19 protein-coding genes are annotated in these 21,620 nt (G+C 45.2%); 18 read left to right on the top strand and 1 reads right to left on the bottom strand.

Annotated elements, in window-relative coordinates; all coding sequences use genetic code 11:
- Positions 1-33: 33 nt before the first annotated feature.
- The 12 genes from NST47_RS25500 (at position 34) to NST47_RS25445 (ending at position 14,592) form a co-directional block, all read left to right on the top strand.
- Positions 34-861: a PPK2 family polyphosphate kinase gene (locus NST47_RS25500; protein WP_341157639.1), complete on the top strand. Its 828-nt coding sequence runs from the start codon at positions 34-36 to the stop codon at positions 859-861.
- 211 nt (positions 862-1,072) lie between these two features.
- Positions 1,073-1,957 (top strand): ABC transporter ATP-binding protein, encoded by an 885-nt coding sequence (locus NST47_RS25495; protein WP_341157638.1) that lies wholly within the window; start codon positions 1,073-1,075, stop codon positions 1,955-1,957.
- A 52-nt stretch (positions 1,958-2,009) separates the two neighbouring features.
- Positions 2,010-2,750, top strand: a complete 741-nt coding sequence (locus NST47_RS25490) for an ABC transporter permease (RefSeq protein ID WP_341157637.1) — start codon at positions 2,010-2,012, stop codon at positions 2,748-2,750.
- Complete coding sequence (locus tag NST47_RS25485) at positions 2,747-3,898, top strand: sensor histidine kinase (RefSeq protein WP_341157636.1); 1,152 nt, start codon at positions 2,747-2,749, stop codon at positions 3,896-3,898. Before NST47_RS25490 ends, NST47_RS25485 begins: the two co-directional genes overlap by 4 nt.
- Positions 3,895-4,497: a response regulator transcription factor gene (locus NST47_RS25480; RefSeq protein ID WP_341157635.1), complete on the top strand. Its 603-nt coding sequence runs from the start codon at positions 3,895-3,897 to the stop codon at positions 4,495-4,497. Before NST47_RS25485 ends, NST47_RS25480 begins: the two co-directional genes overlap by 4 nt.
- Before the next feature lie 52 nt (positions 4,498-4,549).
- Positions 4,550-5,893 (top strand): UDPGP type 1 family protein, encoded by a 1,344-nt coding sequence (locus NST47_RS25475; protein WP_341157634.1) that lies wholly within the window; start codon positions 4,550-4,552, stop codon positions 5,891-5,893.
- A gap of 144 nt (positions 5,894-6,037) precedes the next feature.
- On the top strand, positions 6,038-7,003 hold the full coding sequence (locus NST47_RS25470) for a bile acid:sodium symporter family protein (protein WP_076236962.1): 966 nt from the start codon (positions 6,038-6,040) through the stop codon (positions 7,001-7,003).
- Between the two features lie 93 nt (positions 7,004-7,096).
- The gene (locus NST47_RS25465) at positions 7,097-8,347 is read left to right on the top strand and encodes a DUF445 domain-containing protein (RefSeq protein WP_341157633.1); all 1,251 of its coding nucleotides are present in this window, start codon (positions 7,097-7,099) and stop codon (positions 8,345-8,347) included.
- A gap of 278 nt (positions 8,348-8,625) precedes the next feature.
- Positions 8,626-10,899 carry an AraC family transcriptional regulator gene (locus NST47_RS25460; RefSeq protein ID WP_341157632.1) on the top strand — a complete coding sequence of 758 codons (2,274 nt, stop codon included), beginning with the start codon at positions 8,626-8,628 and terminating at the stop codon, positions 10,897-10,899.
- Between the two features lie 196 nt (positions 10,900-11,095).
- Positions 11,096-12,640, top strand: a complete 1,545-nt coding sequence (locus tag NST47_RS25455) for an extracellular solute-binding protein (RefSeq protein ID WP_341157631.1) — start codon at positions 11,096-11,098, stop codon at positions 12,638-12,640.
- Between the two features lie 95 nt (positions 12,641-12,735).
- A complete protein-coding gene (locus NST47_RS25450) occupies positions 12,736-13,695 on the top strand; it encodes an ABC transporter permease (RefSeq protein ID WP_341157630.1) in 960 nt (319 codons plus the stop codon).
- 15 nt (positions 13,696-13,710) lie between these two features.
- On the top strand, positions 13,711-14,592 hold the full coding sequence (locus tag NST47_RS25445; protein ID WP_341157629.1) for a carbohydrate ABC transporter permease: 882 nt from the start codon (positions 13,711-13,713) through the stop codon (positions 14,590-14,592).
- A gap of 63 nt (positions 14,593-14,655) precedes the next feature.
- On the opposite strand, the gene NST47_RS25440 is transcribed toward NST47_RS25445, so the two are convergent.
- The gene (locus NST47_RS25440; protein ID WP_341157628.1) at positions 14,656-15,855 is read right to left on the bottom strand and encodes an ROK family protein; all 1,200 of its coding nucleotides are present in this window, start codon (positions 15,853-15,855) and stop codon (positions 14,656-14,658) included.
- Between the two features lie 199 nt (positions 15,856-16,054).
- On the opposite strand from NST47_RS25440, the gene NST47_RS25435 reads away from it, so the two are divergent.
- The 6 genes from NST47_RS25435 (at position 16,055) to NST47_RS25410 (ending at position 21,574) form a co-directional block, all read left to right on the top strand.
- Positions 16,055-16,483 carry an RbsD/FucU family protein gene (locus NST47_RS25435; RefSeq protein WP_341157627.1) on the top strand — a complete coding sequence of 143 codons (429 nt, stop codon included), beginning with the start codon at positions 16,055-16,057 and terminating at the stop codon, positions 16,481-16,483.
- A gap of 37 nt (positions 16,484-16,520) precedes the next feature.
- The gene (locus NST47_RS25430) at positions 16,521-17,570 is read left to right on the top strand and encodes an aldo/keto reductase (protein ID WP_341157626.1); all 1,050 of its coding nucleotides are present in this window, start codon (positions 16,521-16,523) and stop codon (positions 17,568-17,570) included.
- A 256-nt stretch (positions 17,571-17,826) separates the two neighbouring features.
- Complete coding sequence (locus tag NST47_RS25425) at positions 17,827-18,618, top strand: sugar phosphate isomerase/epimerase family protein (protein WP_341157625.1); 792 nt, start codon at positions 17,827-17,829, stop codon at positions 18,616-18,618.
- A gap of 15 nt (positions 18,619-18,633) precedes the next feature.
- The gene (locus NST47_RS25420) at positions 18,634-19,605 is read left to right on the top strand and encodes a Gfo/Idh/MocA family protein (RefSeq protein ID WP_341157624.1); all 972 of its coding nucleotides are present in this window, start codon (positions 18,634-18,636) and stop codon (positions 19,603-19,605) included.
- Between the two features lie 87 nt (positions 19,606-19,692).
- Positions 19,693-20,661 (top strand): ABC transporter permease, encoded by a 969-nt coding sequence (locus tag NST47_RS25415; RefSeq protein WP_341157623.1) that lies wholly within the window; start codon positions 19,693-19,695, stop codon positions 20,659-20,661.
- Between the two features lie 19 nt (positions 20,662-20,680).
- Positions 20,681-21,574, top strand: coding sequence for a carbohydrate ABC transporter permease (locus NST47_RS25410; RefSeq protein ID WP_341157622.1), 894 nt, complete (start codon positions 20,681-20,683; stop codon positions 21,572-21,574).
- Positions 21,575-21,620 lie beyond the last annotated feature (46 nt).

The raw sequence follows: 21,620 nt of genomic DNA, 5'->3' as shown, positions 1-21,620 counted from the left end.
TCAGATCATCAGAATCAAGAGGAGTGGTTGAGAGTGTCCAAAAATGTTAAACTGCCGCGGGACAAAAAAATCAAGCTAAGCCAATATGATCCCGATGATACGGGTTCTTTTTCCGGAAAGGAAGAGGTCACCGAGCATTACGAGAAGCTGAAAGAGGAATTGACAGAGCTGCAGGACAAGCTGTTTGCCGGGAAAAAGTATTCACTGCTCATTATTTTTCAGGGGATGGATTGCAGCGGCAAGGATGGCGTCATTAAAAAAGTGCTGTCCGGGGTCAATCCGCAGGGCTTCAAGGTGACTTCATTTAAACAACCGACAACCGAAGAATCCTCACATGATTTTCTGTGGAGAGCCCATAAGGAAACGCCGGGCAGAGGGTTCATTACAGCATTTAATCGCTCCTATTATGAGGATGTTTTGATCACGCGTGTACACAATCAGATTGAGGATGAAGAGGCTGAGCGGCGCTTCAAGCACATCAAGCAATTTGAGAAGCTGCTGGCTGATCATGATACAGTCGTATTAAAAATTTTCCTACATATTTCGAAAGATTTTCAAATTAAAAAAATCGAGGAACGGCTTCACGATCCATCCAAAAGATGGAAATTTGTTCCAAGCGATCTGCTGGAGCGCAATTATTGGGACGCCTATCAAAAGGCATACGAGGGTGTGTTCACCAATTGCAACTCGAAGGACGCGCCTTGGCATCTGGTGCCCGGTAATAACCGCTGGTACAGAGATTATGTTGTGCTGTCGCTAATTGTGGATACTTTGAAAAAGCTGCCGCTGTCCTATCCGCAGCCGGACATTGCGATGAAGGATTTAATCGAATTGCTGCCGCTTGGCGAACAGCCTGAATAGAAGATTCATTACTCACGCTACAATCGGTTCTCATCCTACAAGCATCCCTGACCGCTTATTATCAAGTGGGCTAGGGGTGTTTTTTGTATGGAAGGACTCTCTTTCATGGATGTGACATTTGTCAGGTGCAAGCGATGACATTCGTCGGTAGGGTGTAAAGTCAATCCAGACTATACTAAAAGCAGGAAGTCGAATACATGAGGTGATTGAAATGAATTCAGTTATAGAGCTGCAGCATGTTACCAAAGAGTTCAAGGGCAAGCGGGCGGTAGATGACCTCTCGCTAACGATTCATGAAGGCAGTGTGGTGGCCCTGTTGGGGCCTAATGGTGCCGGGAAAACGACGACGGTTGCCATGACGCTTGGTCTGAGAAAACCGACAAGCGGAACGATTCGATTGTTGGGCGGTGACCCGCAGGATCGAGCTGTCAAAGACAGAATAGGAGCCATGCTGCAGGATGTTCATAGCATTGACGGTTTGAAGGTGGGGGAAACGATCGAGCTGTTCCGTCATTATTATTCCAAGCCCATGCCCTTAGACCGACTGCTCAAAATATCAGGTCTCATGGAGGAGAAGGGGAAGCTCGGGACGGCGCTGTCCGGCGGACAAAAACGTAGATTGGGCTTCGCACTGGCTTTGGCGGGTGATCCATCCGTACTGTTTCTCGATGAGCCTACAGTGGGTATGGATGTCAGCTCGCGGCAGCTGTTCTGGGAAACGGTCAAAGCCATGGCAGGCCAAGGAAGGACGATTATTTTGACGACACATTATTTGGATGAGGCTGATGCCATCGCGGATCGAGTAATTGTCATTAACAAGGGCAAGCTTGTTGCTGACGGAACCCCGGAGGAAATCAAAGCATCGACAAATAGCAAAATATTGTCCTTTACAGCGGGAACCGGACTGACCGACGAACGGCTGCGCAGCCTTCCTGGCGTTATGGATGCGGAGTGGAAGGGACGGAGGGTCAGGCTGTACAGCAGTGATACGGATCAGCTGATCGCTGCGATTGTGCGGCAGGAGCTGGATGCGGCCGATATTGAAATCCAGAGTGTTGGTCTGGAGGAAGCTTTTCAGGCTTTGGTCAGGGAATAACGGTATTTTCCAGCAGAACTGTTATCAATCGCAAGTGAAAGGAGATGTTTTTATGAGAGCGATGCTGGCGCAATGTAAAGCCGAGCTGCTGCGCACCTTGAGGAATCGAAAATTTATAATGTTTGCTTTGTTAATGCCTGCTGTGTTTTATTTTATTTTTACGAGTACGATAGATCCGAATACGGAGGTAGGCGGCATGGACTGGAAGGCCTACTATTTAATATCCATGACGGTATTTGGCGTGATTGGAGGAAGCATCAATACGCTGAGCCTGCGCTTTGCACAGGAGCGAATGCAGGGCTGGGTGCAATTGATTAAGCTCACTCCTCTCCCTTCGGGTGCCTATGTTTTCTCCAAAATAGCAGCCCAATCCATCGTCAATCTGGGTACGATTGTACTGATGTTTATTATCGGCGCGGTGTTTCGCGATGTGCATTTATCGACGGGTCAATGGATAGCCTGCGGACTGTGGATCTGGATTGGGGTTGTTCCCTTTATGGCGCTGGGGACGCTGCTTGGAACGATCCGCAGCATTGAGGTCGTCCAAGTGCTGGCCCAGCTTTTATTTATAGGGATGTCGGCGCTCGGAGGATTATGGATGCCCATACAGACCATGCCGCAGCTCATGCAGCATATCGCGTTGTGGCTTCCCACTTACCGATACGGTCAGGGGGCATGGAATATCATTGCCGGGGTCTCACCGGATTGGGCAGGTATTGCGGTTCTTGCAGCCTATGTGATCATTTTTATGGTATTATCGTCGTATATCATAAAAAGGCAGGAAGCGGTATGACAAAGCCCAGTTCAGTGATTGACAGGAAAATACGGGGAAGCTTAATGTTTTCATTCGTTTGGCTGATTTACCTGATCATACCTATTAATGCGCTGCTCCACAAATCGGCTTCCGAGATGTGGATCGGCTTTTCTGTGCTTGTTTTGTTTGTACTGATCTATCTGCTATCTTATCTGGACTCGTCACGGCGACTGCTGTGTGTGATGGGCTTGTTTGTCATTATCGGCTTTTTTTGCTTGCATTATGATCAGAGCTTTATATTTATGGGATTTTATACGGCTGCCATCGTTGGCATGCTTCCCACCAATAAACAGTTTATAGTCGGAATGGCAGCTCAGTTGGTTGTATTCATCCTTGTCCTGTTTTTTAGCGGTCTAGAGTTGAATGAATCGGATATGATCAACTTCATACCTTCGATGCTTGTAATGACTGTGATGCCCATCGTTATGCGTGGGGTATTCCGTTCGAAGGAGCTGCGCAGTAAGCTGAACATGGCAAATGATGAAATTGCACGTCTGGTCAAAAATGAGGAGCGGCAGCGAATTTCCCGTGATCTGCATGATACACTTGGCCACACACTGTCGCTGATCGCGCTCAAAAGCGAGCTGGCTGAGAAAATGATAAGTATAAATCCCGAACGCGCCATTCAAGAGACAAAGGATATACAAACGACCGCACGGGCTGCTCTCAAACAGGTTCGCGAACTCGTGTCGGATATTAATGCTGTAACGATTAGCGAGGAGCTGGCGCATGCCGAACAGATTTTGTCTGCGGCAGGAATCGACCTGCATGTTCAAGGGAAAGCCGAAGCAGCCGAGGTACCTCCCTTAATCCAAAACATTCTTGGGATGTGTCTGAGAGAGCTGGTGACGAACGTCGTGAAGCATAGTAAAGCCAAGCAATGCTTTATTGAATGCACGGCAGCGATGGACCCCTTTACCTTGACGATTCGTGATGATGGAGTCGGTACCGCTTACTCAGCATCAGTGAAATCACAGACATGTGCAGGACTCCGTGGAATCAGTGAGCGTCTGGAGCTGGTGGAGGGCAAGCTTCAATTTCATTCTGCTCCGGGTGAAGGAACAAGGGTGAGTCTTGTTGTTCCAAAGGTTGTGAAAAATGTGAAGATCAGGGAGAATCAGACATGAGAGTGATTATTGCCGAGGATCAGAACATGCTGCGCGGCGCATTAAGTGCCTTGCTGGATATGGAAGACGATATCGAAGTTATTGGTCAGGCTGAAAATGGTGAGCAGGCTCTTCAGATGATTGTTGAGCTGTCACCGGATATTTGTATTATGGATATCGAGATGCCCAAGCTGACCGGACTGGATGTAGCTGAGCGTCTAAAGGAACAGGGTCATTCTTGCCGTGTGGTGATCCTGACAACTTTCGCTCGCGTGGGGTATTTTCAACGGGCGATCAAATATGGAGTTCAGGGTTATTTGTTAAAGGATTCGCCCGTACACGAGCTTGCAGCCGCGCTGCGGAGCATATACAAGGGCGGAAGAGCGATCAGTCCTGCACTTTCTATTTCGTTATGGGAAGCGGAAAATCCGCTGACGGAACGGGAGCAGGAGGTGCTGAAGCTGGTAGCTGCGGGTTTATCGGTAAACGAAATAGCCAGAAAGCTGTTCCTAACGGGAGGCACGGTACGGAATTATGTATCGGAAATTTTGCAGAAGCTTGAGGCCAAAAACCGTATTGATGCGATCAGTATTGCCGAGAAAAATGGTTGGCTGCAATAATAATTGAAGCTACCTAGCAGCCGTAAGAAATTAAGTTTAGGAGGCGCGGGCAATGGAAGAGCTATATAACCGGGTGCTGGAGCTGCTTATCCAGCACAATCAGGCACATCTGCTTCAATTCTATGATGAACTGTCCGAGGCATCGCAGCTGAAGCTGCTGAATCAGATTCTGAGTATCAATTGGGACCAGTGGGCAGCATTAGAAGAAGTGCGTGCAGCACAGACACCTGCAATCTATGAAGACCTGTCGCCGATCGGAGCGCTTGATTGGGAGCTGTTCAGTGAGGAGCAGCAGCAGTATTTTACAGATAAGGGTTGGGAGCTGCTTCGTCAAGGAAGGGTGGGAGCGATTGTTGTAGCCGGAGGCCAGGGAAGCCGGTTGGGGCATGAAGGACCGAAGGGGACCTACGATATTGGTCTGCCTTCCCATAAGTCGTTGTTTCAGCTTCAAGCGGAGCGCTTGCTCAATCTGTCTCAGCGAGCAGGAAGCCGAATCCCTTGGTATATCATGACAAGCCCGGATAATCATCAGCAAACGGTCGATTATATGGCGGGAGCTGGTTATTTTGGTTATAGTGCTGACGATTGTGTTTTTTTTGATCAAGGGGTCATGCCTGCTGTAGATGAGGAGGGCCGTATATTTTTATCGGAGAAGGATGAGATCGGTCTGGCTCCAAGCGGAAATGGAGAGTGCTTCGCCGCTTTGAACAAGTCTGGAGCGTTAGTCGACATGAAGCGCCGCGGTGTCGATTGGTTATTTTATTATAATGTGGATAATGCACTTATTAAGGTGGCGGACCCTGGGTTTGTTGGTGTTGCTGCTCATTATAACAACCCAATTGCGACCAAAGTGATAGATAAGGCGTATCCCGAGGAGAAGGTCGGTATTATATGTATGAAAAACAATCGGCCTATGGTCGTGGAATATTCCGATCTGCCACAGCATTTGATGTTTGAATGCAATAGTGAAGGGAAGCTGACGTATGGGCTTGGCAACATCTCAATTCATTTATTTCGCCGTGACTGGATCGAGCAGCAGGTGAACAACAGCATTCCCTACCATATCGCTCACAAGAAAATCAGGCATGTAGATGTGAATGGTCAGATCATTGAAGCTTCACAGCCGAATGGGTACAAATTCGAACGGTTTATTTTTGATTTTTTTCCATCGGCTGCGGGGATCACGGTTCTTAAAGGAAAGCGTGAACATGATTTTGCACCTGTAAAAAACAAGGAAGGTGAGGACAGCCCACAAACAGCCAGAAAGCTTATTTACGAGCTGCATCGGAGCTGGCTGCTGAAAGCGGGTGTTTCGCTTGATGAGGTTCAGGGGCCTGTCGAGATTTCGCCGCTGCTATCGTACGCTGGAGAAGGATTAACGAGAGAGATCATCTAACAGGGCAGCTGTAAACTGCTCTTTTTTTGCGTTTTCTTTTTGGATGAATAGCAAAAAAGATCGTTTGCAGTTCGCGTGATTATGCTACAATGTAACGATAATTCATTAAATGTTGTTCATTTAAAAGCAGAAGAGGGCTGGAGTATGCTAAACCGACTAAACAAAATATTAGAAAAATGTATGCCGTTTCTTACACCAACAGGTGTGCTCGTGGGTCTCTTGGGTGCCGCATGGCTGCACTCGTTCAGTTTTTTGGTGCCGTGGATTTTTGCCGCAATGACGTTTGCTGGCAGCATTGGCTCCAATTTCAAGGATTTGGGCCGGGTAATGATGCTTCCACTGCCGATTGTGGCTAATCTACTTATATTGCATTTGGTCATGCCTATATTAGGCTGGGCCGCCGGGGCCTACTTTTTTCCGGGTGATGATTTGACACAGACGGGATTTGTGCTGTTATTCGTCATTCCAACCGGAGTCGTGAGTCTCGTCTGGGTCACAATTTATGGAGGAAATATCGCGCTTACGCTTGCACTCATCCTGTTGGATACGCTGCTGTCTCCAATTATCGTTCCGCTGAGTCTTTCCTGGATTGTAGGAGCCAAGGTTCATATGGAGCCGCTGGATATTATGGGCGGGCTGCTCTGGATGGTTGTTGTCCCTTCTATTATCGGAATGCTGCTCAATCAATTAACGAAGGGCAAAATCAAACCGATGCTCGGTCCAAAGCTTGCTCCTTTTTCCAAAATCGGGCTGTTTATTGTCGTTTCGATCAATAGCTCGGTGGTAGCTCCCTATTTGAAGCAGTTTAATATGAAGCTGCTGGAAATCATCATCGTAGCCTTTGTGCTTGCGGCTTTTGGTTATATCGCGGGCTGGCTGGTGTCTCATTGGATGAAATGGGACCGTGAAGTGACCATAGCGCTTACGATAAATTCAGGGATGCGCAATTTAAGTGCAGGCGCGGTGCTTGCGATCAGCTTCTTCCCACCTCCTGTCGCCCTGCCGGTTATCGCCGGTATGCTGTTTCAGCAAATCCTCGCTGCTTTGTTTGGACAGCAATTGGGTAAAAAATATGGCATGACATCCTCCATTTCCAGTACAGCCAAATAGCCAATAAGAGTGGCGATTTTCACCGGGAACAGGAGAATGGTATAATGTTGCTTAAATAGACAGGTGCTGACATGAAGGAAGGTGACAATAAGGATGGGAAGCAATTCGAGATATACAGCAACGGTGTCGCTTGTTGTTATGGCGGCAGGATTTATTGGAACCTTATTTGTCGAAGGTCCGATATGGGTTCGGTTTTTACAAAGCGGATTTGAAGCGGGGCTTGTAGGGGGACTGGCAGACTGGTTTGCAGTGACAGCGCTGTTCAGGCATCCGCTCGGCATACCGATTCCACATACGGCCTTACTGCCCAAAAATCGGGAAAAGGTGTCCAGAGCGTTGGTCAACACCATTCAGGAGGATTTACTAAGCAAGCAAAGCATTACGGACAAGCTGGCTCAAATCCCGTTGGTATCCAAAATTTTGCAGGGCGCAGCAGGGCAGCTCAGTACAAATTCGGCTAAGACTGGTGTGGTCACGCTAAGTGAATATGCCATTCGTCAGCTGCCACTTGAAAAGCTTGCCGCATTAGGCGAACGAGAAGTCAGGCATATGATTGATGCACTGGATTTGCAGGATCTGCTCAAACAAGGACTTCAACAGGTTTACACCAGGGGCTACGATGAGAAGGTATTCGATTTTGCGCTGAATACGGCTGAACAGTTAATTATGAAACCGGAAATACGCGATCGAATGGGTGCAATGGCTTCTCAGGCGCTGCAAAATCTGAATGCGGGCGGGATGATGCAGTTTGCGCTTAACGCTTTTGCCGGATTTTTCAATGATGAGAAGCTCGGCGGTTTGATCCAGCAGTTCATGCTGAATGGGCTGGATGGATTGCGATCCGTTAATAATCCTAACCGTAAAGCGGTCATGCGTGCCATACACAGCTGGCTGGATAATCCGGGCAACCAGTATAAGCTGGCGATCGAAATGGATCACTGGAAGACACAGCTGCTGGATGAATGGAAGCTTGAGGAGAAGCTGCTGGAGATGCTGCAGCGTTTGCAGGCTCAAGCATTGGAATTTGTGAACCGTGAGGATTATGTAGAAGCCTATGTGATACCGGTGGTGAACAAGCTGGTTAATCAAGTTTGTGACAACGAGGAGCTGCTGGATCGGCTCGAAAGCGGCTTGCGTGAGCAGATTGCCCGTTGGATCGAGGCGAATCACCATAAAATCGGTACGCTGATTCGTGAAAACATTGATCGTTTTGACGATAAGACGCTGATTACGCTGATGGAGGATAAAATTGGCGGCGATTTGCAATGGATTCGAGTTAATGGAGCCATTTGTGGATTTTTGATCGGGATTATATTGGCTGGTATTAAGCTTATTGCTGGATAACCGCTAAACTCCATTTTGATACCCTTGTGAATAAGACGAAATGAATCAGATTGTGCAAAAACACGGAGATACGCGAATGTTCGTCTCTCTGTGTTTTTTTATGTGGCAAGATGATTGCAAGGGAACAGAGTGATTACTTATGATTATATTGTGTGCATTTCATAGCTCCTTCCTCTATAATAAATCCAACAGAATCCACTAGGCCATTATACGTTTACGCAGTCAGCTTGCGTTTGATGGGAAAATGAATTCAATTTAGGCGGTGGGGGGACCCGGTCATGCTGCGCATGCATTTCAAAAATAGTGTCGCGTTCAAATGGAAAATCTCGTATGGTGTGATTTTATTCATTCCGATACTGATCAGCGCTCTTATATATGTACAAACAGGGAGCATTGTGGAGTATGAGATTAAACGGGCTAATAAGGCTTTGCTTAATCAGGTTAAATTTATCGTGGATAGCGGGCTGCTGCAGACAGAACAGCTTGGCAATCAAATGTCCATTAATACGGATATCAGAAAATACCTGGACGTAGATCAACAAAAGGATCCCTTTCAAATTTATAAAACCAAACAAGAAATCCATAAATACTTGCTATACAATGATTTTATTAAAGATATTTTTGTATACTCGAAAAGTATGAATATGGTGCTGACACCGGATACCTTCGTGGAAGAAAGTCATTTTTATCAAATGTATTATGAAAGCGCTATCTTTACCTTTAAGGATTGGCAGAAATTCGCTAGAAGTACTTATATTAAAGAATACCGGGTCCTTCCTACGCGTGACAACGGTCTTTTGAACGAAACCGCCGCGCTTGTGCAGTCACTACCGATTGATAACAGCAACCAGCCGTTAGGTACACTTGTCATCACTTTGAACAACAACAAAATAGAAAAAATTCTAAAAAATATGGATTGGATTCAATATGGTCAAGTGCTAATTCTCGATAAAAATGATCAGATCGTTTTTCATACCAAGGATGCCGGGCTTCCTTTATCTATACATTACAGCGAAATGGAACTGAAGAAGGACGAGCCCTTTTTCGAGAACGTTCAGGGACACAAGGTAATGATTTCCCACGCTTCGTCGAGTGTGGTGGATTGGAAATATGTGAGTATGATTCCTGCGGAGGTGTTTTGGGAAAGAGCAGAGCATATACGAAATTTGAATCTGCTTGGTTTGTTCATATGTTTTATCATTGGCGGCGTGATGATCCTGGTATTTGCCAGAAAGAACTATAATCCGATTCAGGAGCTTGTCAGATTTGTAACAGGGAAAGCTTTTGCCCCTGTAGAGAAAGAGCAAGACGAATTTGAATTGATCCGTCAGCATTTTATTAAAACCATTCAGGAAAGAGATGATAGCAATCACAAACAGGTTCAGCATATTAAGCTGCTGCGGAATTACTTTTTACACCGATTGATGAAAGGCCATATTGAAAAGGAACAATCTCTGGAGGAGGCTTCCAAAGCCTATCATATATTGTGGTCTTCCGATTATTTTCTTGTTATGCTCTTTCATCTTGAAAGTGACAAGGGGGTTTCCAACGAGTTTCAATTGCTGCAGTTTATCATTTCCAATGTGGTTACCGAGCTGATTGGAGCTAAGCATACTCTCCATTTCACAGATATGGACGGAACGCTTGCAGCTGTATTGAATATACAACCAGCGGGCTTCGATGATTGGAAGGATGACTTAGAGGCGGAATTGAAAGAGGCCAGAGAATTTATAGAGAAAAGGTACAATTTTCAATTTGCGACAACGATAAGTGGATTGCAAAGAGGAATGGGAGGCATACATCAGGCCTTTATGCAAGCCTTGGAGGCGCTCGAATATTTAATGCTGCTTGGTGATGAAAAGGTTGTCTGGTATGGTGATTTGAAACACACCAACAAGGATTATTATTACACAGTCAACCAAGAGCTCATACTGATCAATCTGCTCAAAAGCTGTGAATTTATCCAGGCACGTGAGCTGGTAACGGGGGTGATCCAGAGCAGCTTCAACCAAGGAAATACTTCAATCGAAATGCTAAAATGCATTATGATCGATTTGGTGAGCACGATGATGAAGCTGATCCAGGATCAGCATCATGGTTCGGTTTGGGAAGAATTGCGACCATTCCGCCGACTGCTTAAATGCAATACGAAATTTGAGATTGAGTATCAGATGCTTGAAATATTTAATTATGTTTGTCAACACATAGAAAGTAAAAACAAAAGTATTTCGAACCTTGTAAAGAATGAGCATGTGACTGAATTTGTTCAAGAGAATTATCATGACCCGAATCTGAGTGTGTCTTTGCTCGGCGAGCACTTTTCGATGACCCCACAATACTTGTCGAGGCTCTTCAAGGAGCAGAGGGGCCAGGGATTACATGAATTTATTTGTCAAACGAGGATTGAACATGCCAAGCAGCTGCTCCTTAAGGGTGAGAGCATTGAAGACACTGCACGAAGTACAGGTTTCACGAGCAGCAGTACCTTTATCAAGGTGTTTAAAAAATACGAGGGCATCACACCAGGAAAGTATCAATTTAATGGGCAATAAGGTCTGTCCGTATATTTATTTCATGTGCCTCATGGTAAACCATGGGGTTTTTTAACAATTGAACAATTAATTTCAAATCGTCGATTACCTTTTTTTGGTTTTTGACAACTCCTTTTTTAATGCTGATTGATATAATTGAATGCGCTTACTATATTGTAATTGGGATCCCAAACTCAACAATAATCAAGGAGGTCACATGAAAAATAACAAACAATTTCTTGCCATTATGGCTGCTCTTCTTCTTACTGCAGGGTGTACAGCTGTTAAAGCACCCGACGCTGCTCCTGCTAAGCCTACAACTACAAAGCCGGTAGACGTAACCCTAACAAGAATGGGAGAGGACAAGGCAGCTGTTGAATTAACGCCCCCCAATCATTTTTTTGAAGAGTTGGAGAAAAGGACAGGAATCAAGACCAAATTTTTAGGTGGGGCCGGTATGAATACCCAGGAGTTTAATCTTGTTCTGGCATCGAATGACTTGCCGGACGTTTGGATGAACAATTGGCTTAATTTTCCGGGTGGGCCCAAGAGGGCAATCGATCAAGGGTACATATTAAGACTGAATGATGTTATCGACAAGTATGCGCCTAACTTTAAGAAGGTATTGCAGGAAAATCCGCAAATTGCTAAGGATATAAGGACGGACGAAGGGGACTATTATGCATTTCCTTTTATTCGATCCGAATTTGATAAAACCTATGTAGGTCCGATTATCCGTAAAGACTGGCTGGATGAATTGGGATTGCCTGTACCAGAGACGATTGATGAATGGTATACCGTTCTGAAGGCATTCAAGGAAAAGAAGAACGCAGCGGCACCGCTAACCTTTTTGGCATCCCGCTTTTTCTCAACAGGAGCATTTTCTGGTGCTTATGGGGTTATGAACGGCTTTTATCTGGAGAATGAAAAAATTGTGTTCGGAAACATGCAGCCTAAGTACAAGGATTTTATGATATTACTTCGCAAATGGTACGTGGAGGGCTTGCTTGATAAGGATTTTGCTTCTATAGACTCGAATACCGTGGATCGGAAGATGATGACAGGGGGAAGCGGAGTTACTATTCAATTAGGAAGCCGTACCGACCAGTACCATAACGCAACTCGGGAAAGTCTACCCCAAGCCAATTACATGGGCATTACGTACCCGTCTCTTCAAAAAGGAGTGAAATCTAAGTTCGGCCATCTTGAGAATGCCTATCCGGGTGGTAATTCCGGTGCGATTTCGGCCAAGAGCAAGAATGTGGAGGCTGCTGCCAAATGGCTGGATTATTTCTATTCCAAAGAAGGATCAACACTCGTAACCTACGGTACTGAGGGTGTCAGTTATACGATGGAAAATGGAAAAGTGAAATATACGGATCTAATCTTAAAGAATCCGGATAAATTGACTGTGGATCAGGCAAGGCAAGTGTACGGTAAAAATACAAATTTCCCGCAAATTCAAAGAGATACCGAATCGTCAAGGGGGGAAAAGTGGATTGCAGCCATTGCCAAATGGAGAGATACAGACGCTGAAAAATATGCTATTCCACCAATCACTCATACCACAGAGGAGTCAAATGAAATCGCGCAAATTATGGCTGATATCAACGCTTACGTATTGGAAACGGAAATCAAATATATTCTCGGTACGATATCGATCGATACCTTTGATGATAATGTGAACACATTAAAGAAAATGGGAATTGAAAAAGCCATTAAACTGAAGCAAGCTGCGTATGACCGCTACAAAAAGAGATAAGCTGCCAAGGGGAGATTTGACCTTAAATCTCCCTGTCCTTGGACGCTTTGCGCGGTATTAATTAGCTTAAAAAACGGATACAAGGAGATTACTCTATGAATTCATCTTCCATTCAGGCGGCAACGAGTGCTATCAACAAGAAAACAGCATTCTTAGCCAGAGCACGCAAAGACTTTATCCGTAATAAAGCGGTATACTTTTTGGTGCTTCCTGTGGTTATCTTTTACATTGTGTTTTCTTATGTGCCTATGTACGGTGCGATTATTGCTTTTAAGGAATATGTTCCGGCCAAGGGCATTTTCGACAGCCCGTGGGTTGGTTTCGCCAAGTTCAGAGAGTTTTTTAATAGTATCTATTTCACGAGAGTCGTAAAAAACACGATCATGATCAGTTTCTACAGCTTGATTATCGGTTTTCCTGCTCCGATCATATTGGCCCTTTTATTTAATGAGTTGAAAAGTCAGGTGTTTAAAAGAATTACGCAATCGATCACCTACATGCCACATTTTATTACTATGGTTGTGGTTGCGGGTATTATTCGCGACTTTACTCTTTCCGACGGGTTAATTAACGATGTCATCGCAGCATTTGGAGGAGACCGAACCGCCTTTTTGCAGAAAGCCAGTTATTTCCGGACGATCTATATAACGAGTGAGATCTGGCAAAGTGTAGGTTGGGGTACAATCATCTATCTTGCAGCTATCACCGGTATTGATCAGCAGCAATATGAAGCTGCCAAAATCGATGGAGCCAACAAATGGAGGCAAATTTGGCATATCACCTTACCGGGTATTCGACCCGTCATTCTTATATTGCTTATTCTGAAATTGGGGCATATGATGGACGTCGGATTTGAAAAAATCATTTTATTGTATAACCCTGCAACGTTCGAAACCGCAGATGTGATTTCTTCCTACGTGTATCGCAAGGGGATTATAGAGTTCAACTACAGTCTCAGTACGGCGGTTGGCTTGTTTAATTCGGTAATTAATTTCATTTTGTTGATTCTAGCGAATTATCTTAGCAAAAAAACGAGCGGTAACAGCCTATGGTAGGGAAGGGGATTATTCATGAATAAGACATCGTTGGGAGAGAAAATATTTGACATCCTCAATGTCGTCATCATGCTGCTATTGATCATGGTAACGCTATACCCTTTTATATATATTGTCGCGGCCTCTTTCAGCAACGGAAACCAGTTTATTGCCCATGACGGCCTGTTATTCTGGCCAGAAGGCTTTACTTTCTCCGCTTATGATGCTGTTTTCAGAAACCCGAATATTATAATGGGCTATAGAAATACACTGTTTATTGTTGTTGTAGGTGTGACCATCAATTTGATACTGACCTCGCTCGGCGCTTATTTCCTATCCAGAGAAAATATCATGTGGAAGAATGGGATCATGTTTTTTATCGTTTTCACGATGTTTTTTAATGGAGGGCTTATCCCGTTCTACTTGACGGTTCGCAGTTTGGAGCTGCACGATACGTTATGGGCATTAATTTTACCTAGTGCGATCAACACCTTTAATCTCATATTAATGAGAACGTACTTTATGAGTATCCCCCGTGATATGGAAGAATCGGCTGTTATGGACGGTGCGGGCCATATCACTATTTTGTTCAGAGTCTATTTGCCGCTCGCGATACCTGTAGTAGCCGTTATGATTCTTTTTTATGGGGTTCAGCATTGGAACAGCTGGTTTCAGGCGAATATATTTTTGCGTAACAAAGAATTGTTTCCGTTGCAATTGGTGTTAAGAAACATTCTGATTGACAATAATATGGAAATGATGATGGGTAATAATGTCGCAATCAATGAAGCCCAGAATGTGGCAGAAACCATCAAATATGCTACCATCATGGTGTCGACGATCCCTATTCTTGCGCTGTATCCTTTCCTTCAGAAGTATTTTGTGAAAGGTGTTATGGTCGGGGCTTTAAAAGGATGATTTAAACCAGCAAGCCAGTGTGCAGGCCCAAAAGCTGCCCATGGCTTGCTGGTTTATTTGTGCTTAATTAAAAATTGAAATGGAAATATTTTTGTCAAAAGCGAAATTAGCTGCACCCAATGCGCCACCGATATCCTTGAACACGGAGGTTTTGACTATGGTGTCAGCAGATAGCGGACGCATAGCCCGTTGGCGCATGACTCTGGTGGCTGTTTCTACAAACAGCGTACTGGCGTTCGGTATCGTGCCGCCCAGAATGATAGCCTCGGGATTAAACGTATTCAGCAGGTTGGCCATGGCAATTCCCAGGTATGAAGCGGCATTGCTAATAACCTGAACAGCCAGCTTGTCATCATCCTCAGCAGCCGCGCATACATCATGCATTTTCAGAAATTGAAGGTCCATATTTTGATAAGGATACACAAGCTCCTGCTCGGAAGAACGGACCAGCTTGCGAAATTCCTGTTCAATGGCAGGGCCAGCAGCGAGTACCTGAAGACAGCCGTGATTGCCGCAGGGACAGAGTGGACCTGATGGCTCTATGGTGGTATGACCGATTTCGCCGGCGCCGCCAAGTGAGCCTGATAGCAGCTGACGATTAATATATAATCCAGCTGCGATGCCCATGCCAACCCCGATATAAATCATATTGTTGTAGGAAAGCCCTGCACCGTAGCGGCATTCCGTTAATCCCCTTGCCCGGTGACGGTTCACGACGACCGTCGGCCAACCAATTTCTTTTTCCATAATGCCAGCCACATCAACTTGATTCCATTCCAGATCAGCGGCACTGCGGATCATGCGGTGGTTGGCATCAACCAGGCCGGGAACCCCCAAGCCGAGCAAAGGAATAGGACTCTTGTCCAGACTTTTGACGAAGGTTGAGATTTCTATGGCCAAGGCTTTGAAGGTCTCTTCTGGCTCGAAAGTATACAGAGGAATTTTCATTGATTTGATCACATTGCCAAGCAGATCGAAGGCGCCAAGCGTCCAGGTCTTGTTATCGAGATCGGCCCCGATAATAACTCTGGAATTCGGAACCAGCTCCAAAGCTGTAGCAGGTCTGCCTTTGGTGGATAAACGATTGTCGGTTTCGCACACAAGATCGTTTTCAATTAATTCGGCTATGGAAATGGAAATGGTAGCCCGGCTCAATCCGGTAATTCGGGTAAGTTCAATTCTCGACATGCTGCCTTGTATGCGCAGTGTTTGTAGAATAGTTAGTTTACTGCCCTTTTGATCTCTGATTTCATTGTTGCTCATAACAGCACCCTATCTTATATTCTGTCGGTAAAATTTCAAAAACGGGAAGCATTGGTTCTAATTATAGCATAAAAGACTATAATCTCAACGAAAAAGAATAAGATAATTTAAATCTTTACATAAGTTAATCGCGATGTTAGAATAATCTAGAAATCGCTTCCAGAAAGTTAAACAAGTCATGGCAATTGGGGGTTACAAGATGCTAAGAGGGATCCCATCCATACTATCACCTGAGCTTTTGAAGACCTTGATGGAAATGGGGCACGGCGACGAAATTATTTTGGCGGATGGAAATTTTCCTGCTGCCTCCCACGCGAAGCGTTTGATACGCAGTGACGGGCATTCGATTCCGGATTTGCTTCAAGCGATCATTCCTTTGTTCCCGTTGGATCATGCGACAGAGCATCCGGCGGTTGTGATGTCCCTGCTGCCGGCCGACCCGACACCTGAGGTATGGGAAATGTATCGCGGTCTGATCCGTCCTCATGAGAGTCGATTCACGGATTTTGGTTATGTGGAACGTTTCTCCTTTTATGAGCGGGCACTTAAGGCTTTTGCTATTGTCGCAACAGGTGACAAGTCTTTTAAAGGCAATCTGATTTTGAAAAAGGGTGTTGTGAGAGATTGAGGATGCATGCCTGTACGATAATGAAGGAGGGGGAATCATGAAAAAACGGGTTTTAGGTACCTCGGGAATCGAAGTTAGTGTGCTCGGTATGGGCTGCTGGCAGTATGGCGGCGGCAGCTATTGGGGGGAGCAAAGCCAGAAGGATGTCGACGAGGTCGTACACAAGGCGCTGGATCTGGGCGTGAACTACTTTGACACGGCTGAGGTTTACAACGATGGAGCAAGCGAGCTGGCACTCGGGATTTCTCTCAAAGGCAGGCGGTCTCAGGCGATTATCGGCAGTAAAATCAGTACCTCGAATACGCAGCCGTCGGTGCTGAGAGCTCATTGTGAGGCAAGCTTGAAGCGGCTGCAAACCGATTATATCGATCTGTATATGCTTCATTGGCCGATTAGTCCGCTATCCGTTAAGCATTTCACTCAGGATGCAGCTCTGATCGCGAATCCGCCGCAGCTTGAGGAAGTTTTTGAAACACTTCAATCTTTGCAGAAGGAAGGGAAAATTCGTCATATCGGCATCAGCAATCATGGTGTGAAGCAGATGAAGGAGGTTCAGGACGCAGGTGTTAAGGTTGTAGCTAATGAAATGGCCTACAATCTGCTATCGCGAGCTATTGAGGAGAGCGTACTGCCCTATTGCATCCAGAACGAGATTGGCGTTATCGGTTATATGCCGCTGCTGCAGGGCTTGCTGACGGATAAAGTCACAAGTCTGGACGAGCTTAGACCGCTGCAAGCCAGGTCCCGCCATTTCCACCATAGCAGAGGGGAAGGGACAAGGCATGGTGAGGCGGGGGCGGAAGCAGAGATCAAGCAGGCACTTCAGGAAATTCGTCTGCTGGCCCATTCGCTTGGCACACCTATCATCACACTTGCATTAGCCTGGGCCATTTCCAACGAAGCAATCAGTACGACAATAGTAGGCTCGCGTAATGTCAAACAGCTGGAATTGAATATTCAGGGTGCGTCCTATGAGCTGTCGCAGGCAACTATTCAGCGTCTCAATGAAATCACGGAGCCTGTTCTGCAAAGGCTGGGCAACAATCCGGATTACTACGAGAGCCGTCTAAATAGCAGGATTTATTAAAGTTTAAAAATAGACATAATGAAATGGGGAACTCTATAAAATTTCTAAAGAAGCAATAAATATAGAGTATAATGTGCTTATTTGACTGCAATATAACAAATATTTACATCTTAATATCAGATTGATCTAAACATAATTTAATTATTGACGTAATTGAGAAGTTTAATATAAAATGGTTATATACCTAATGAAAGCGTTATCAATTTAAGTTCTGCTATTCATAAAAATAACTTACTAAGAAAAGGGAGTGCCATATATGACAATCGATTCGATCTCATTTTCTGTATTTACGAAGCCTTGGAAGGATGCAACGGTTTGGGAGCTTGGGAAATTTGTAAGTGATTTGGGTTTTGACGGTATTGAATTTCCTCTGCGTGACGGCTACCAGCTAGAACCTGCTAACGCGGATCAATTGCCTCAATTGGTCAAACAATTCGCTGATCATGGCTTGAAAATATTCAGTATTGCGAGTGAACCGACTGAAAGTGTGTTTGCCGGGTGTGCAGAGGCTGGTATACCGATGATTCGTACGATGCCTGTCATCAAGCATGAGCTAGGTTATCTGGCTTCGGAGCAGTTGGCGCGCGAGCAAATCGATAAGCTGCTGCCGCTTTGTGAAAAGTATGGGGTGAAGATAGGCTGCCAGCAGCATTACGGAAATAATGTTATCGATTCCATGGGTCTGCTTCACTTGCTGGAAGCTTATAACGCTGATCATGTTGGGGCGATCTGGGATACAGCGCATGATGCGCTAGCTGGACAGCAGCCGGAATTTGGACTCGATATCGTATGGTCGCATCTGTGCATGGTCAATTTTAAAAATGCTTATTATAAGCTGTTGAGCGGACCAGAAGCCGAATCGGCAGAATGGAAAAGATATTTTACCTCGGCTCGTCAAGGACTCGCTTCCTGGCCTCGTGCAGCAGCCTATCTTCAAAAACGCAATTACAGCGGAGTGATCTGCTTAAGTGCCGAATATACGAATGAAGCCGATGTAGATCGTTTAATCAAAGAGGATATCGCCTATGCGAAGTCATTATTTGCCTGAGGGGAGGAAGCACAGATGAATGACAAGCTAAAAGTAGTGTTTATTGGAGCGGGGAGAATGGCTAACAGTGTACATTATCCTTCACTCTCTTCTTTCCGTGAAGAAGTCGATATTGTCGGGATTTGTGATGTATATCCGGAATCACTCAAGAAAACTGCCGATATGTACGGAATAGAGAATCGTTATACCGATTACAAAGTAATGATTGAAGAGACTAAGCCGGATGCGGTGTATGCGATCGGGCAGCCGCACATCATGTACGATGTATGGATGTGGTGCTTGAGGCAGGGCTTGAATTTGTATATAGAAAAGCCGCTCGGCATTACAATCCATCAGGCTAGAGCTTTGGTGTATACGGCAGAGCAGCATAACTGCATTACGCAAGTAAGCTTTCAAAGACGCAGTTCTCCAATGGTCATGAAGCTGCGTGAGGAGTGTCTCAAGCGCGGCCCCATCACCCATGCGGTATGCAAATTTTATAAATCGGAGATCGAACCGTTTCTTGGGGCTCGTGATCGAATGATGGATGATACGGTTCATTCAATCGATACGATCCGCTGGATGTGTGGAGGCGAAGCGGTCAAGATTGAGAGCACCACCAAACGTATAGGTGTTCCTGATATTAACTTTATTTCAGCTACCATTGAATTTGATACGGGTGCAACCGGATATTTGATTAATAGCTGGTCGAGCGGCCGTAGAATATTTTCGGTTGAAATGCATGCCCCTAATATTTGCGTTGAGGCTGAGCATGAAACCAAAGGGTACTTATATGCAGACGGGGATACTACAGGTATTGAATACGATGCCCGTGAAGAAGCCGGCGGTACGGAGCTGTTTCAATATGGCGGGTTTCAGGCCAAACATCGTGAATTTATTGACTGTTTGAAAGCAGGGACACAGCCCTCATCGAATTTCAAGGATGCGTTGAAAACGATGGAGATCGCCGAAGTTATCCTTGCTCAAGCACTGCTTAACGGTAAATGATTATAAGAGGAAGGCTGGGTGGGACTGTATAGTTTCGGTTTCACCTCGGCTTCAGGCAGCAGGCAGTGAATTGGGGGAGGTGAGCTAATGGCCGTGGAATCGGTAAGTGTTGAAGAGGTGTCTTCAGTGAAGCACACAAGAAAAAGTCGCAGTGTAATCAGGGATATGGCCAAGGTATGGCAGCTATATGTATTAATGGCACTGCCTTTTGCCTACATTGTCATATTTAAATATGTCCCGATGTATGGGGCTCAAATTGCTTTTAAAAATTTCGTAGCAACGAAAGGAATCTGGGGAAGCCCCTGGATTGGTTTGGATAATTTTGTTCGCTTTTTTGAATCCTATGAGTTTTGGACTATTATGGGGAATACAATCGGTTTAAGCTTCTATCAGCTTGCTGCCGGTTTTCCTTTTCCAATCATACTGGCTTTAAGTTTGAACTATGTGATGCACGATAAATTCAAAAAAATGGTCCAAATGGTCACCTATGCGCCGCATTTTATTTCAGTGGTTGTTATGGTTGGTATTATTTTTCAGGTGCTGGACCCTCGTATTGGGCTTGTGAGCGAGCTGCTTAAAGCTTTGGGCTTTGGCTCTGTTAACTTGCTGGGTCAGGCTGAATACTTCAAAAGTATTTATGTATGGTCAGGCGTCTGGCAAAATGTCGGCTTCAGCTGCATCATTTATTTGGCCGCCCTGGCGGGAATCGATCCTGCACTGCATGAGGCAGCCGTTGTTGACGGTGCGACCAAATTACGAAGAGTATGGCATATTGATTTGCCGGGAATTGTACCGATAGCGATGATTTTGCTAATCCTGGAAGTCGGACGCATGCTGGAAATCGGTTTTGAAAAAGCGTTTTTAATGCAAAATCCACTAAATCTTCAAGCCTCTGAGATTATTGACACCTACGTATACAAAGTTGGGCTTGCCTCCACAGTCGTGAACTTCTCTTATTCTTCAGCAATCGGTTTATTTAAAAACGTGATCAATCTGATTTTACTGCTTACCGTGAACCGCCTTGCCAAAAAAATGGGTCAAAGCAGCCTGTGGTAGAAAGGAGGATGGCGACAAAATGAATGCGACAGTGAAAGAAGCCGGCGTTGACAGGTTGTTTAATGTTGTCAATTACACCATACTAAGCCTATTTTTTCTGGCTGTGCTGTACCCGCTCGTCTATATTGTAAGCGCTTCTTTCAGCTCGACGGATGCAGTGATTTCGGGAAGGGTCTGGCTGTGGCCGGTTGAACCTGGTATCAAAGGCTATAAGGCCGTATTTGAATATAAAGCAATCTGGACGGGGTTTGGTAACTCGCTGTTTTATACAGTAATTGGCACGATAATCAACGTTGCTCTAACTATTGCGGCAGCCTATCCTTTATCGCGCAAAGACTTTATCGGGCGTAATGCCATTATGTTTATATTTGTGTTTACGATTATGTTCTCGGGAGGGATTATCCCGAATTATTTGCTGGTCAAGGATTTAGGCATACTCGATACGCGTTGGGCGATGCTGCTGCCGGCGGCACTGAGCGTGTTCAATGTGATTATCGCCAGAACGTATTTTCAAACGACGCTGCCAAGTGAAATGCTTGAGGCGGCGCAGGTAGACGGCTGCACGGATTGGAAGTTTTTGTGGAAGATCGTAATCCCTTTATCGGGACCGATTATTGCTGTTCTTGCACTTTTTTATGCAGTCAGTCATTGGAATACGTACTTCAGCGCTTTACTGTATTTGAAGGAACGCAGCCTATACCCGATACAGATCGTGCTGCGTACGATCCTGATTCAGAATCAGATTGATCCCAGTATGGTCACGAGCGAAGAGGATTTAATTGCCCGGCAGGGGCTTGCCGATTTGCTGAAATATTCCTTGATTGTCGTCGCCACCGCTCCTATGCTGATTGTTTATCCTTTTGTGCAAAGGCATTTTGTCAAAGGGGTGATGATAGGCTCCATTAAGGGCTAAGTCGTAATGATGCTTGACGTACAATGATGATTGATAAGAAAAGGGA

This window comes from Paenibacillus sp. FSL H8-0034 (assembly GCF_038000305.1).
Lineage (GTDB): Bacteria > Bacillota > Bacilli > Paenibacillales > NBRC-103111 > Paenibacillus_S.
The sequence above is the reverse complement of the archived record's forward strand: the minus strand, read 5'-3'. Positions and strand labels throughout refer to the sequence as shown.